At 70.4% G+C, this 14,189-nt stretch carries 10 protein-coding genes and 1 pseudogene (1 of these 11 running past the window's edge); 7 read left to right on the forward strand and 4 right to left on the reverse strand.

Annotation, left to right across the window (positions count from 1 at the left end):
* Positions 1 to 506, forward strand: the end of a protein-coding gene (gene ptsP / locus ACQEV8_RS07495; protein ID WP_432958379.1) for a phosphoenolpyruvate--protein phosphotransferase. It extends 1,165 nt beyond the left edge of the window; 506 of the gene's 1,671 nt are visible here — the last part of the coding sequence; the start codon falls outside the window, past its left edge; the stop codon is at positions 504 to 506.
* 68 nt (positions 507 to 574) lie between these two features.
* Here the strand turns inward: ptsP and ACQEV8_RS07500 are convergent, their stop codons facing one another.
* Positions 575 to 1,465, reverse strand: a complete 891-nt coding sequence (locus ACQEV8_RS07500) for a hypothetical protein (RefSeq protein ID WP_432958381.1) — start codon at positions 1,463 to 1,465, stop codon at positions 575 to 577.
* 192 nt (positions 1,466 to 1,657) lie between these two features.
* Complete coding sequence (locus ACQEV8_RS07505; RefSeq protein WP_432958383.1) at positions 1,658 to 3,625, reverse strand: acetoacetate--CoA ligase; 1,968 nt, start codon at positions 3,623 to 3,625, stop codon at positions 1,658 to 1,660.
* Positions 3,626 to 3,836: 211 nt separating this feature from the next.
* On the opposite strand from ACQEV8_RS07505, the pseudogene ACQEV8_RS07510 reads away from it, so the two are divergent.
* Positions 3,837 to 6,202 (forward strand): annotated as a pseudogene (locus tag ACQEV8_RS07510) (glycoside hydrolase family 31 protein).
* Positions 6,203 to 6,204: 2 nt separating this feature from the next.
* Here ACQEV8_RS07510 and ACQEV8_RS07515 read toward each other — a convergent pair.
* Together ACQEV8_RS07515 and ACQEV8_RS07520 are read right to left on the reverse strand one after the other, a co-directional pair.
* Positions 6,205 to 6,741, reverse strand: a complete 537-nt coding sequence (locus tag ACQEV8_RS07515) for an NUDIX domain-containing protein (RefSeq protein WP_432958385.1) — start codon at positions 6,739 to 6,741, stop codon at positions 6,205 to 6,207.
* A 47-nt stretch (positions 6,742 to 6,788) separates the two neighbouring features.
* The gene (locus ACQEV8_RS07520) at positions 6,789 to 7,598 is read right to left on the reverse strand and encodes a M15 family metallopeptidase (protein WP_432958387.1); all 810 of its coding nucleotides are present in this window, start codon (positions 7,596 to 7,598) and stop codon (positions 6,789 to 6,791) included.
* A 130-nt stretch (positions 7,599 to 7,728) separates the two neighbouring features.
* On the opposite strand from ACQEV8_RS07520, the gene ACQEV8_RS07525 reads away from it, so the two are divergent.
* The 5 genes from ACQEV8_RS07525 (at position 7,729) to glpK (ending at position 14,115) form a co-directional block, all read left to right on the forward strand.
* The gene (locus ACQEV8_RS07525; protein WP_432972517.1) at positions 7,729 to 8,154 is read left to right on the forward strand and encodes a Zn-ribbon domain-containing OB-fold protein; all 426 of its coding nucleotides are present in this window, start codon (positions 7,729 to 7,731) and stop codon (positions 8,152 to 8,154) included.
* A complete protein-coding gene (locus tag ACQEV8_RS07530) occupies positions 8,151 to 9,341 on the forward strand; it encodes a lipid-transfer protein (protein ID WP_432958388.1) in 1,191 nt (396 codons plus the stop codon). Before ACQEV8_RS07525 ends, ACQEV8_RS07530 begins: the two co-directional genes overlap by 4 nt.
* 165 nt (positions 9,342 to 9,506) lie before the next feature.
* The gene (locus ACQEV8_RS07535; protein WP_432958389.1) at positions 9,507 to 11,207 is read left to right on the forward strand and encodes an EAL domain-containing protein; all 1,701 of its coding nucleotides are present in this window, start codon (positions 9,507 to 9,509) and stop codon (positions 11,205 to 11,207) included.
* A gap of 573 nt (positions 11,208 to 11,780) precedes the next feature.
* Positions 11,781 to 12,575 carry an MIP/aquaporin family protein gene (locus ACQEV8_RS07540; RefSeq protein WP_432958391.1) on the forward strand — a complete coding sequence of 265 codons (795 nt, stop codon included), beginning with the start codon at positions 11,781 to 11,783 and terminating at the stop codon, positions 12,573 to 12,575.
* Positions 12,576 to 12,594: 19 nt separating this feature from the next.
* Positions 12,595 to 14,115, forward strand: coding sequence for a glycerol kinase GlpK (glpK, locus tag ACQEV8_RS07545; RefSeq protein WP_432958393.1), 1,521 nt, complete (start codon positions 12,595 to 12,597; stop codon positions 14,113 to 14,115).
* The last annotated feature ends 74 nt before the right edge of the window (positions 14,116 to 14,189 follow it).

Consider the following 14,189-nt stretch of genomic DNA (forward strand, 5'->3'; position numbering starts at 1 on the left):
CGGACCGCACGGATGCCCGGGCCTTCGCGAACGCGTGCCGTGAGGCTGGGTTGCGGGCGAAGTTCGGCGCGATGGTGGAGATCCCGTCGGCCGCGCTGCGGGCCCGCTCGATCCTGCAGGAGGTCGAGTTCCTGTCGCTGGGGACGAACGACCTGGCGCAGTACACCTTCGCCGCCGACCGTCAGGTGGGCGCGGTTTCCCGTCTGCAGGACCCGTGGCAGCCCGCGCTGCTCGACCTGGTGGCGCTGTCCGCCGAGTCGGCGAAGGCCGAGGGCAAGAGCTGTGGCGTGTGTGGTGAGGCCGCGTCCGACCCGCTGCTCGCTTGTGTGCTGGCCGGTCTGGGCGTCACCTCTCTTTCGATGGGCGCGGCGTCGATTCCGTACGTCCGGGCGACGCTGGCGAAGTACACGCTCGCGCAGTGCGAGCGGGCCGCTGCGGCGGCTCGTGCGTCGGACAGTGCCGAGGATGCGCGCAGCGCGGCGCAGGCAGTGTTGTCGGGCGAGTAGCCGGGCTTGGTCGGCCAATGACCGTCACGGAGGGGCGCTCCACTTACGTGGGGCGCCCCTCCCGCGTCTCAGTGGTTGTGTCCCCGTGCGGGCTTCTCCTCTCCGAGGTCGGGCGGCGCGCAGTAGTCGACGTTGGATTCCGGGGAGATGAGGTCGCCGGACTCGACATCGGTGCAGTAGGCGTCGAAGACCTCTCCCGCGGTGAGCGGGTCGAGTCCGTAGGCGCGCAGGCGCCAGCCGTAGACACGGTCGGGGGCGGCTGGGGCGCTGGCGCGGATGACGAGTCCACCGGGGCTTTCGGTGGCCAGGCCGAGGGCCAGGACGGTGGTGAACTCGAGGGCTCCGGTCTCGTCCAGCTCCAAGGTGCCGTCCGTGTCAGCGGCATGGAGTGCGGCGATGAGAGTTTCGGGCGGTCCGGTGACGCTGCAGACGAGGTGCCGGTCGCCGGGTGGGGCTGTGTCGAGGATGCGGACGAGGAGGTCCGATGCCCGGGCGAAGGCAGTGCGCCCCAGGTCTTCGCCGCAGGATGTGCAGGGACCCAGGCGAGCGAGGAGTGTCGTGGCGTACTCCCAGGTGGCCTGCCGCACGCCCTCGTCGACGAGTGCCGCCAGGAGATCTGCCAGGGGCTGGCCCTCGTACGGGAGAGTCGGGCCTGTTACGGCGAGTTGGGCCGTGAAGCGTGTGCGGCTCGACGGGTTGTCGGGGTCCAGGCTCTTCTGCGTGCAGAAGTCGGCGTACTCCTCGGGATCGAAGAGGGCCACCGTGGTGTGGCTGCCCTGCAGGGTCCGTGTCCTGAGGAGGGCTTCCACTTGTTTGAGGTAGCTCGCATGGTCGTCGAAGGTGAAGCTGCGGTAGCAGCGCATGGCTCGGAAGTCGTGCTCGTCGGTCAGCAGGCCGATGGTGCCGGCGATTTCGCGGCGCAGGACGCGTCGCATGGTCCGGCTGTCGGTGTGCGCCATTCTCTTTCCCCCTGTGCGCAGTCGATCAATGCTCACTCACAGTAATCGACGGCACTGACAACGAGGGCTGGCGGAGGTGGTCGCTATGCTGGGAGGTCATTGAAGTTGCAGGTCAGCGTCGTTGAGCCATCTAATCCCCGTCCACAGCCATGGTGACGGGGAGTGGGTCGACGCCGCCCTGGACGACCTTGGTCAGGCGCGTTTGCGGGCGAGGTCCTCGTAGAAGGCCAGGAGGTCGAGGTTGTCGATGGAGCCCGGGTTGACCGCCTTCTCCAGTGGGGTGCCTTGGAGGAGTCGTTTCACCGGGACCTCGATGCGTTTGCCGGTGAGGGTGTGCGGGACGCCGGGTACCTCGATGATCTCGTCGGGGACATGGCGCGGCGAGAGTTGTTCGCGGATGGTCTGCTTGATCCGGTTCAGCAGGGTCTCGTCGAGGGTGGATCCGGGGGTCAGGTGCACGAACAGGGGCATCCAGTAGCCGCCGTCGGGCTGCTCGATGCCGATGACGAGGGACTCCCTGATTTCGGGGAGGCGCTCCACTGCTTCGTAGATGTCGGCGGATCCCATGCGGACGCCCTGGCGGTTGAGCGTGGAGTCGGAGCGGCCGTGGATGACGACGGATCCGTGGGAGGTGACGGTGATCCAGTCGCCGTGCCGCCATACGCCGGGGTAGGTGTCGAAGTAGCTGTCGTGGTAGCGGCTGCCGTCGGGGTCGTTCCAGAAGTGGATGGGCATCGACGGCATGGGGTTGGTGACCACGAGTTCGCCGACCTCGTCCACGAGGGGCCTGCCGCTCGGATCCCAGGCCTGCAGGTCGGTGCCGAGGCAGGGAGCCTGGAGCTCGCCGACATGGACGGGAAGGGTCGGTACGGCTCCGGCGAAGCAGGAGCAGACGTCTGTGCCGCCGCTGACGGAGGCGATCCACAGGTCGTCGCGGACCTCGTCGTGGAGCCACCGGAAGCCGTCGGGCGGCAGGGGCGAGCCCGTGGTGGCGACGCATTGGACCGTGGAGAGATCGAAGTCGCGGGACGGGTGCACGCCGGCCTTGCGGCAGGCCATGACGTAGGCAGCCGAGGTGCCGTAGAGGGTGGCCCGGGTGCGTTCGGCGATGCGCCACTGGGCGCCGGTGTCCGGATAGCCGGGGCTGCCGTCGTAGAGGACGATCGTGGTGCCGGTGAGCAGGCCGGAGACGAGGAAGTTCCACATCATCCAGCCGGTGGACGTGTACCAGAAGAAGCGGTCTTCGGGGCCCAGGTCACAGTGCAGGCCGAGTTGCTTGAGGTGCTCGACGAGGATGCCGCCCTGGGACTGGACGATGGCTTTGGGCAGGCCGGTCGTGCCTGAGGAGTAGAGCACCCACAGGGGGTGGTCGAAGGGCACCTGCTCGAAGACGGGGTCCGTGTCTGCGGAGGTGAGGGCCGACCAGTCGAGGGCTCCTTCGGGGGCCTCGGTGCCAAGGAGGGGGATGTGGATGACGGCGCGCAGGGTGGGCAGTTCGCGGCGCAGTTCGGCAACGGTGTCGCGTCGGTCGTGCTCCTTGCCGCCGTAGCGGTAGCCGTCGACCGTGAACAGCACGACGGGTTCGACCTGCTGGAAGCGGTCGAGGACGCTGCGGGCGCCGAAGTCGGGCGCGCAGGAAGTCCAGACGCCGCCCACGGCGGCTGTGGCGAGGAGGGCGACCACGGCCTGGGGGACGTTGGGGAGGTAGCCGCTGACGCGGTCTCCGGGGCGTACGCCGAGGGCGCGCAGCTCGGCGGCCAGGGATCCGACCTGGCGGCGTAGCTCGGCCCACGTGACAGGGCGTGGTTCGTGTGACTCGTCGACGTACAGGAGGGCCGGTTCGTCCGCGCGCGTGTCGGCCGCGCGCAGGGCGTGTCCGGCGTAGTTGAGGGTCGCGCCGGGGAACCACCGGGCGCCCGGCATCGCCCGGTCTGCGAGCACGCGCGCGTACGGGGTCGAGAAACGGACGTCGAACCACTCCGTGACGGCCTTCCAGAAGGCGTCCAGGTCGTCGACGGACCAGCGCTGGAGAGCCGCGTAGCCGCCCTCGGCGGGGGCGCCGTGGTGCTCGGCGGCCCAGGCCTGGAACCTGGTGATCCGTGCCCGGTCGATGCGCTCGGGGTCTGGCTGCCAGAGCGGCTGGGGACTAACGGTCGACATGGTCGGCTCCCGGACTGTGCGCGTCGTGTGCGTCCTCCGCGCACGGGCTGGGGTGTGCGCGTGAGCGGCTGGCACGGACAATGCCATGTGATCGACTTCGGCACCAGGGTGCGTCCCACATAGTCCGCCTAGTGAAGATGTGGTCCTGACACAGGTGAACGGCAGTTGAACGCCACGCCCGCGTGGCGCGGTCAATGGCAGGGTGAGCAGCATGAACGGTCGTGACCTGGTGCGTTCGTTGAAGGCGATGGGTTCGGTGGGGGCGGCGCAGGGTGTGCGTACCGTACGAGCAGCGTGGCGCAGGCGGCGGGCCGACGCCACCGGGCTGCCGTCACGAGGGGCGGAGCGTGCGCGCGTGCCCGGGCCCGTGCGGGAGGTGGAGCCTGGGCCGGGGGGCGGTGTCGTCCGGTTCAGCCGGTCGGAGCTGCGCATTCTCGTCGCCGTGAACGGGGCCGTCTTCTGGGGCTGGGACGGGGCGGAGCCCGAGCCGTCGTACGCGCTGGCCGGCCGTTGTCCGGAGCCCGATCCCCGGGCGGTACTGGAGCCGGACAAGGACGGCGGCTGGCGGGTGGTGGCCGAGCGGGTGACGGTCGTCGTCTCGCGGCACGGCGCGGTGGAGGTGCTCACGCCCGGGGGCGTGACCCTGCGGCGTGATCTGCCGCCGCGGTGGTGGGAGCCGGTCGGTGGCGGCCCGGCGCGGTGGTCGCAGCGGTCGGAGGTGCCTGCCGACGCGCGCTTCTTCGGCTTGGGCGGACGTGCCGCGGGTCCGCGGCTGCCGGACGGTAGGTACCGGCTGTGGAACACCGACCCCGGCCACGCCTTCGCACCGGGCGACGACCCGCTGTACATCACGATGCCGGTGCAGCTGGTGGTGTCCGACGGCGGTACGCATCTGGTGTTCCACGACAGCTCGTGGGACGGCTCGGTGACGCTGCGCGAGGGCGAGGAGGGCGCGGGTTCCGGGCACGACCGCGGCGGAACGAGCGAGCTGCGGATGGACGGCGGCCCGCTGCGCTGCTGGGTGATGGTGGGCACCCCCGCGCGCGTGCTGCTCGCCTGGGCCTCGCTCACCGGGGCGCCCGCACTGCCGCCGGCATGGGCGCTCGGCCACCAGCACGCGCGGTGGGGGTTCGGCAGTGAGCAGGAGGTGCGGCGGATCGTCGCGGGTTATGTGGAACACGGTCTGCCGCTCGATGCCGTGCACCTGGACATCGACCACCTCGACGCGCATCAGGTGTTCACCGTCGATCAGGACCGCTTCCCGAAGCTGCCCGTTCTGGCCGAAGAACTCCAGCGGGACGGCATACGGCTGGTGTCGATCGTCGACCCGGCCGTCAAGGTCCTGCCCGGCAATGCCGTGTACGACGGCGGGATGGCCGAGGACGCGTTCGTGCGGGACGCGTCGGGGCAGGTGGTGCGGGGAGTGGTATGGCCCGGGGAGGCGGTGTTTCCCGATTTCACGCACGCGCGTGTGCGTGAGTGGTGGGGCGGCCTGTACGAGGAGCGGCTCGCGCAGGGGTTCTCGGGTTTCTGGCACGACATGAACGAGCCCACGTCGTTCACCGCGTTCGGGGAGTCGACGCTGCCGCGTTCGGCGCGGCACTCCCTGGAGGGGCGGGGCGGTGACCATCGCGAGGCCCACAACGTGTACGCGCTCTGTATGGCCAGGGCGGGCTTCGAAGGGCTGCGGCGACTCGCGCCCAAGGAGCGGCCGTTCCTGTTCTCCCGCTCCGGGTGGGCCGGCATGCAGCGCTACGGCGGGACGTGGTCGGGGGACGTGGCCACCGGCTGGCCGGGACTGCGGGCGTCCTTGGGGCTGGTGATGGGGCTCGGGCTGTGCGGCGTTCCGTACTCGGGGCCGGACATCGGAGGCTTCGACGGAAATCCCTCCCCAGAGCTGTATCTACGGTGGTTCCAGCTGGGCTCGTATCTGCCACTGTTCCGTACGCACGCGAGTCTGCGGGCGGGGCGCAGGGAACCTTGGGAGTTCGGTCCCGAGGTGCTGGAGCACGCGCGCGTGGCGCTCGTCGAACGCCGGCGGCTGCTGCCGTACTTCATGACGCTGGCGCATCTGGCGCGGCGCACCGGAGCGCCGTACGTACGGCCCCTGTGGTGGGCTGCGCCGGAGGATCGGACGCTGCGTGACTGCGATGACGCCTTCCTGCTGGGCGACAGCCTGCTGGTGGCGCCGGTGCTGGACCCGGGCGCGGACCGGCGTGCGGTGCAGCTGCCGCGGGGGCGCTGGTACGACACGGCGACGGAGCGGGCGTACGAAGGGCCGGCGCAGGTGCTCGTCGAGACCCCCTTGTCGCGCATCCCTGTGTTCGCGCGCGCGGGTGCCGTTCTTCCCGTACGTGGGGAGGACGGCGGGCTCGCACTGGAGGTGTGGGCGCCCGCCCGCGGACGGACCGGGGCGGGCTGGTCGTGCCGGACGGGGGCGAGGGATGGGACGAGCCGGAGATGGAGCGGTACACCGCTCGGTGGATGGGCTCGCGGGTGGTCGTCGAACGGGAGGGTGAGGACGGCGGGAGCGAGCCTTCCTGCCCGGTGCGCGTCCGCGGTGCCGGGGAACGCTGAGCTCAGATGTACCGGCCCTCGAACCAGGCCCGTACGGCCACCGTGTGCAGGGGGAAGGCGAGTTCGTCCGCCCTGCGCAGGAGATGCCAGCCCTCCGTCTCGTCCGTGGCGGCTGAGGGCGGCAGGCTTTCGACCGGGCGTTCCGGCAGAAGACCGAACAGCAGCAGGTGCCCGTCGGGCGAGCTCATCGCGTCGACGAGCCGTACTTCGCGGGCGGCCGCGTCGATGCCGGTCTCCTCCTTGAGTTCGCGTACGACGGCCTGCCGCCAGTCCTCCCGGTCGTCGATGTAGCCGCCCGGCAGGGCCGTGCCCCCGCGCGCGGGAGCGACGGTTCGGGTGATGACGACCAGAGCGGTGCCCTTGGTGTCGTAGACGGGCTGGAGGGCCACCGCGACCGGGAGTGGATTGCGGTAGGCCACGGCGCCGCACGCAGGGCAGGGGCGGGGCCAGCCGGAGACGCCCTCTCCGTAGGGCGTGCCGCAGCTCGAACAGTGGGAGTCCGGCGCGGAGTTGGAACTGGAGTGCTGAGTTTCGGACACGCGGCGGACTGTAGCCGATCACGGAGAGGGCGTCTCCGGCAGGCTCCTCAGTGGGCGCCGGTGAGCGACTTGCTGGACACGGGGAAGTCGAAGTAGGTGTCCGGGTAGGGCTCGGGCTTGTAGGTGTAGTGCCACCACTCCTCTGGCAGGTTCACGAAGCCGAGGCCTTCCAGGGTGTTCTTGAGCAGCAACCGGTTGGCGCGCTGTTGGCCCTGGATGCGTGGGTCGAGGGTGTGCGAGAGGGTGTCGAAGCAGTCGAAGCCGGTCCCCATGTCGATCGAGTTGTCGGGGAACCGCTCGCCCTTGGGCGCGAAGCACGGCACAAGGGGCTCTCCGGGGTGGTACGGCCGGGTGGGCTTCGCCGGCAGCCTCACCAGTGTGATGTCCAGGGTCGATCCGCGGCTGTGGCCGGACTTCTCGGCGATGTAGCCGTCGGCGAACAGCCGGGTCTTGTCGACGTTCGGGTAGAACTCGCCCTTCAACGCCTCGTCGTCGAGGTCCTCGGCCCAGCGGACGAAGTGGTCCACCGCGCGCTGCGGCCGGTAGCAGTCGTACACCTTGAGTGTGTAGCCCTGGCGCAGGAGCTTCCTCTGGGCCTTGTGGAGAGCTTGTGCGGCGGGGCGGGTGAGGATGCAGGTCGGCTGGAAGTAGCCGTCGATGCCCTCTCCGACGAAGTTGTGCGGGGTGACGTAGCGCATCTCCTGGATGATCGTCGGGTCCACGCTTCTCAGCGCCACGAAGTCCTTCGGTGCCTTGGGCTCGGTCTTGGCCTGGGCTGTCGCGGTGGAGGCGGTCGCTGCCAGCACGGCGGCGAACACCGTGATGAGGCAGCGTGCCACGGGGGTGAGTCGTGTCATGGCCCTTGCGTCTACCAGGAGACGGCCCCGCCGGGGAAGGGATGCCCAATTTCGGAATGCCGTGGCAGACTTCTGACGTTCCGTCAGATTCTGCTGTCGGGAGGGAACTGTGTCGCGTACACGAACACCTGTGGTGGCGGGGTGGTTCGCCGGGGACGGTGATGCCTTCCGGCTGCTCGGCACGCGCTGTGTGGCGTGCGCCTCGGTCTTCTTCCCGCGTGAGGACCACCACTGCCGCAACCCCTCCTGCACCAGCGGGGAGTTGGAGGAGATCGCGCTGTCGCGACGGGGGCGCGTCTGGTCGTATACGGACAGCCGGTATCGGCCGCCGTCACCCTATGTGAGCGATCCGGAACTTCCGTGGGAGCCGTGTGCGTTGATCGCTGTGGAGCTGGAGGCCGAGCGGATCGTGGTGCTGGGGCAGGCGGCTCCCGGGGTCACCGTCGCGGCTCTGACGGTGGGTATGGAGGTGGAGGTCGCGCCCGGGGTGCTCCATGAGGACGCGGAGACGACCTGGACGACGTGGCACTGGCGGCCGGCGGGGGTGAAGGCATGACAGAAGATGTGGCGGTGCTCGGCGCGGGCATGCACCCGTGGGGCAAGTGGGGGCGGAGCTTCGTCGAGTACGGCGTCGCGGCGGCCCGCTCGGCGCTCGCCGACGCCGGACTGGACTGGGGGGACATCGGCTCGATCATCGGGGCGGACACCGTGCGGGGCGGCTATCCGGGATATGTCGCCGGAGCGACATTCGCGAAAGCACTGGGCTGGCAGGGGGCCCGGGTCACGAGCGTGTACGCGGCGTGCGCGTCCGGGGCGCAGGCCGTCGACACCGCCCGGGCCCAGATACTCTCCGGGCTCGCCGACGCGGTGCTCGTGGTGGGAGCAGACGCCGCTCCCAAGGGGTTCTTCCGCCCCGCGGGCGGGGACCGGCCCGACGATCCCGACTGGCTGCGCTTCCGGATCCTCGGGGCGACCAACCCGGTGTACTTCGGGCTGTACGCCCGAAGGCGCATGGCTCTGCATGGCGACACGACCGACGACTTCGCGCAGGTGAAGGTGAAGAACGCGGCGATGGGCGCGCTGAACCCCAAGGCGCGCTACCGCAGCCCGGTCACCGCCGAGGAGGTCGCCGCCTCCGCTGTCGTCGCCGATCCGCTGCGGCTGCTCGACATCTGTGCGACCTCCGACGGAGGGGCCGCGGTGGTGCTCTCGAGTATGGAGTTCGCGCGGCGGCACGGGCACGCGGAGCCGGTGCGGATCCGGGCCGTGTCCACGGTGACGCCGCGCTACCCGAACACCGTGCTGGACCTGCCGGACATCGCCACGGACTCCGCGTTGGCGGTGGATCCGCCCGGCGAGACGTTCCGGAGGTCGATCGCCCGGGCGGCCTACGAGGAGGCGGGTGCCGGGCCGGAGGACCTGTCGCTGGCCGAGGTCTACGACCTGTCCACGGCGCTTGAGCTGCAGTGGTACGAGGACTTGGGGCTGTGCGGCGAGGGCGAGGGCGTGAAACTGCTGAGGGACGGGGCGACGGCACTGGGCGGGCGAATACCGGTGAACGTCAGCGGTGGACTGGCCTCCTTCGGCGAGGCGGTGCCGGCGCAGGCGATCGCCCAGGTGTGCGAGCTGGCCTGTCAGTTGAGGGGCGATGCGGGTGACCGGCAGGTCGTGGGGGCGCGCGTGGGTATCAGTGCGAACCAGGGGCTGTTCGGGCATGGGTCGGCGGTGATCGCGGTGCGGTGATCACCGTGCCGGGATCGCGGTGGCACGATCGCGGAGCCGTCGTAGGCGAGCTGGTCGTGGGGCCGCGGCAGGGCTTGGTCATACGCTGTGTGACCAAGCGGGAATCCTGCGTGAACGTCTCATGAACTGCGCTTGGGCGTGCGCCGGTGGAGCCATCATGCTGCCGTGCACTCCTGGACGGACACTCTCCGCTTCGCCTTCCAGCCGGTGGTCAATCTGACGACCGGCGCGGTCGCGGGGCTGGAGATACTCTCCCGCCCGGAGACCGGCGACATCCTGGCTGAGGCCCGCAGGGATCCGGAGCTCGACTGCCGTCTGGCGGTGTCGGCGGTCCGCGCGGCGGTGCGCAAGGAGACCCTGCTTCCGCTGTTCGTCAACGTGTTCGCCGGTACCCTCGCCGACCTCGGCGGCCTCCCCTCACTGCACGCCGCCGTGCGCGAAGCGGGACGGCTGCCGTGGGAGGTGACGATCGACGTCTGTCCGCCGTACACGCACGTGCCGCAGCAGTCGCTGCTGGAGGCGGTGGCCGCGCTGCGCGGCCAGGGCTTCCGGGTCTGCGCGGACGGCGTCGGGGACGGAGACGTTCCCTTGCGGCTGCTCTCGGACATGGCGCCCGGCCTGGTGAAGCTGGACGCGTCGCTGCTGGCGCGGCCGGCAGTCGTGCGGTCGATGCGGACGCTGTGCGACGAGCTGGGGGCCCTCCTGGCGGTCGAGGGCGTGGAGACCGAAGGTCAATGCGCGACGGCACTGGCGGCCGGGGCACAGTTGGCCCAGGGCGAGCTGTTCGCGCCGCCGGCGCGACTGCCCGCAGCGGACGTCTATGTCCCGCCCCGCTCCCCCGCCGATATGGCCGTGCCGCGGTCCGGGCCGTCGGTGCGGGAGTTCGTGCGGCCCGCGGCGCTGCTGCCCGCCACGGCGTCCGCGGGTCAGGTGCGAGCGCTGCTGACGGGGTCGCCGGACGTGTCAGGGGCGCTGCTCGTGGACACCGCGGGGGTGCCGGTCCGGTCGGTGCACCGGTCCCGCTTCCTGCTGTCGATGTCGGGGCGCTACGGGCACGCCCTGTACGCCGACCGGCCCGCGGCGAAGCTCGGCGACCCGCCGCGGACGGTGGGCGTCGATGTCACGGCCTGGGAGGTCCTGGACGTGGTGGCGGTCGGCGGGCGCGGACGTACGTCGGACGACGTGGCCGTCGTGGACGAGTACGGGCGGTGTGTGGGGGTCGTACGGCTCGCGGACCTGGTGCGAGCGCTGGCTGAGACACGGGTGGAGGAAGCGGCGGGGCTCAATCCGCTGACGCGTCTGCCCGGCTCGGACGCGATCACCGGTGAGGTGGACCGGCGGATCGCGGCCGGGCGGCCGTTCGCCCTCAGCTGGCTGGACGTCGATCACTTCAAGCAGGTCAACGACGGGGCAGGCTTCGCGGCGGGCGACGAGCTGATCCGGGCGGTCGGACGGGCGCTGCAGCAGGTCGCGACGGACAGCGCGCGCGTGGGGCACATCGGCGGGGACGACTTCCTGGTGCTCGCCGATCCGGAGGGTCTCGATCCGCTGGCTGCCTCCGTGCTGGACGCACCCTGGTCGGCGGGAGGGCGGCCGGTCACGCTGTCGCTCGCCACGGTGCTGTGCGCGCCGGGCACTGTGACGGACCACCGGCAGGCGGCGGCCTTCCTGGCACCGTTGAAGAAGGCGGCGAAGTCGTTGCGCGGGGCGAGTTGGGTGCTGGGCCGGGCGGGCCTGCCCGGACACGAGACCCGCCGGGGCGCCGAGCCGGCACCGGAGTCTGCGGGGTGTGGGGCGGCGGAGACCGTGGCAGTTCAGGGGGGTACACCACACAAGGGGAGGGCCGAGACCGGTACGGGGCTCTGAGGGTCCGTACGGCCGCCTCATGTGGGCTCTGGTCGTGCGGTTGAGAAGCCGCCAGGTCAGGTGGATGCTGGTGGCTAGCAAGCGAGGAGTCAGGTGCGGCTGGGCGAGTGCCGACGGCGGAGCTCAGCGGAGGCCGGACACCACCATCAGAGCCTCGCGCGGCTCACCCAGGCCGTGCGGTGGCCCCGAGCAGATCTGAACATCGACCCGACCGGGCGCCGTCAGGCCGTGCAACCGGCCACCCGGCCCGGCAGTAGCCCGGCCACCGTCACATGGTCGTCAACCATTGCGGTCGACGACCTTGACGCCCCTTGGGTGCCGGTGAACACTTCCGGTGTCAGTCGACATCGCCGTACATACTCGGCGTATTCCGGCACTGCGGCGCTTGGGCGCGCCTGCGCCAAAGCCCTTTCCTCCACGGGCGATTCGGCTGCGACGGCACGCTCGTCACGGATGCCGGGCGGGGCACGGGATCACGGGATCTCCCTGCTTTCGGCTGAAGTCGCCATGGGAAACGCACCCTGCATGTGAGGACCGGGGCCGACCGTCCCGGGCCACGGCCTAGGAGCCGCCATGACTAACGGAGACATCTTCTTCGGCGAGATGATCGGCACGGCGATCCTGATCCTGTTCGGCGCCGGTGTGTGCGCCGCCGTCACCCTCAGGTTCTCGAAAGCACGGGCCTCCGGGTGGATCGTGATCGCGTTCGGCTGGGGCTTCGGCGTGCTGGCCGGCGCGTACACCGCCGCTCCCCTCTCGGGAGGGGTCATCAACCCGGCCGTCACCTTCGGTCTCGCCGTCGACACCGGCGTGTGGAGCAAGGTCTGGGTCTATCTGCTGGGCCAGATCACCGGCGCCATGATCGGTGCGATCCTGTGCTACCTCGTGTACTACGCCCAGTTCGCGGCCAACGTGCGGCAGACGGGTACCACCGAGGGCACGGCGGACGAACCGGTTCCGACGCTCGGCATCTTCTCCACGATCCCGGAGATCCGGAACCCGGTCGCCAACCTGATCACCGAGATCCTCGCCACCATCGCCCTGGTATTGCCCATCCTCGCCCTGGTCGGTCAGGACAGGCACGTGGAGGGCATCGGCATCGGCCTGGTCCCGGGCGGCGGCGGCATCTACGGATCCGGCATCGCGATCCTCCTGGTGTCCCTCCTGGTCGTCGGCATCGGCCTGTCCCTGGGCGGTCCCACCGGTTACGCCATCAACCCGGCACGTGACCTCGGCCCGCGGATCATCCACGCCATCCTGCCGATCCCGAACAAGGGCACCTCCGACTGGGGCTACTCGTGGATCCCCGTCGTCGGCCCACTGATCGGCGGACTGCTCGGCGGTGTCATCTACAACGCAGCCTTCTGAACCAGCCCAAGGGGTAGCCATGACGGACAACGCAGAAAAGTACGTCGCCGCAATCGACCAGGGCACCACCTCGAGTCGCTGCATCGTCTTCAACCAGGACGGCGCGATCGTCGCCGTCGACCAGCGCGAGCACCGCCAGATCTTTCCCAAACCCGGCTGGGTGGAGCACGACGCCACCGAGATCTGGTCCAAGGTGCAGGCGGTGGTGGCCGGCGCGATCGCCAAGGCCGGACTGCGCGCCGACCAGCTGAGCGCGCTCGGGATCACCAACCAGCGCGAGACGACCCTCCTGTGGGACCGCGCGACGGGAAAGCCGGTGCACAACGCCATCGTGTGGCAGGACACACGGACAGCGGCGCTGTGCAACCAATTGGGCGGCTCGGACGGGCAGGACCGGTTCCGCGAGCAGACGGGGCTGCCGCTGGCCACCTACTTCTCCGGGCCCAAGGCCGCCTGGCTGCTCGACAACGTGCCCGACCTGCGAGGGCGTGCCGAACGCGGTGAGATCGCCTTCGGCACGATGGACTCCTGGCTGATCTGGAACCTCACCGGCGGCACGGACGGCGGACAGCACGTCACCGACGTGACGAACGCGGGCCGCACCATGCTGATGAACCTGGAGACCCTCCAGTGGGACTCCTCGATCTGCTCCGCGATGAACCTCCCCGAAGCGATGCTGCCCGAGATCCGGTCCTCCGCCGAGGCCTACGGCACCGCTGTCGGCCAGCTCGCCGGCGTGCCCGTGGCCTCCGCGCTGGGCGACCAGCAGGCTGCCGTGTTCGGCCAGGCCTGCTATGACGTCGGCACGGCGAAGAACACGTACGGCACGGGAAGCTTCCTGCTGCTCAACACGGGCAACCGCCCGGTGCCGTCGAAGAGCGGTCTGCTGACGACGATGGGCTACAAGATCGGCAGTGAGGCACCGGTCTACTGTCTGGAGGGGTCGATAGCCATCACGGGCGCGCTGGTCCAGTGGTTCCGCGATCAGCTCGGCATCATCCGGACCGCGGACGAGATCGAGCCCCTGGCGGCCAGCGTGGACGACAACGGCGGCGCGTACATCGTGCCGGCGTTCTCGGGCCTGTTCGCGCCGTACTGGCGCTCCGACGCGCGGGGCGTGGTCACCGGGCTGACCCGGTACGTCACCAAGGCGCACCTGGCGCGTGCGGTGCTGGAGGCGACGAGCTGGCAGACGCGCGAGGTCGTCGACGCCATGTACCAGGACTCGGGGGTGCAGATCACCACCCTGAAGGTCGACGGCGGCATGACGAAGAACAACCTGCTCATGCAGCATCAGTCGGACGTCCTCGATGTCCCGGTGGTGCGGCCCAAGGTCTCCGAGACGACCTGTCTGGGCGCCGCGTACGCGGCCGGTCTGGCCACCGGTGTGTGGAACGACCTGGACGAGCTCAAGGCGCACTGGCAGAAGGACGTGGAGTGGACGCCGTCGATGGAGGCGTCGGTGAGGGACCGCGAGTACCACAGGTGGCGCAAGGCCGTGGAGAAGAGCTTCGGCTGGGAGGAGGACGGCGACAGCTGACCACGCGCGCGTGGGGTGTCGTTTCCGGCCTGCGGCCCGTGCCCCGGTCGGCGGGGGTACGGGCCGCGCCGGTA

The organism is Streptomyces sp. CA-179760, from assembly GCF_050937045.1.
Classification (GTDB): domain Bacteria; phylum Actinomycetota; class Actinomycetes; order Streptomycetales; family Streptomycetaceae; genus Streptomyces.

What these genes read in the sequence shown, in the direction of transcription:
- ACQEV8_RS07505 (WP_432958383.1), bottom strand. Translation starts at nt 3,625, where the DNA reads ATGTCGACCGTTAGTCCCCAGCCGCTCTGGCAGCCAGACCCCGAGCGC.
- ACQEV8_RS07530 (WP_432958388.1), top strand. Translation starts at nt 8,151, where the DNA reads ATGACAGAAGATGTGGCGGTGCTCGGCGCGGGCATGCACCCGTGGGGC.
- ACQEV8_RS07500 (WP_432958381.1), bottom strand. Translation starts at nt 1,465, where the DNA reads ATGGCGCACACCGACAGCCGGACCATGCGACGCGTCCTGCGCCGCGAA.
- ACQEV8_RS07540 (WP_432958391.1), top strand. Translation starts at nt 11,781, where the DNA reads ATGACTAACGGAGACATCTTCTTCGGCGAGATGATCGGCACGGCGATC.
- glpK (WP_432958393.1), top strand. Translation starts at nt 12,595, where the DNA reads ATGACGGACAACGCAGAAAAGTACGTCGCCGCAATCGACCAGGGCACC.
- ACQEV8_RS07520 (WP_432958387.1), bottom strand. Translation starts at nt 7,598, where the DNA reads ATGACACGACTCACCCCCGTGGCACGCTGCCTCATCACGGTGTTCGCC.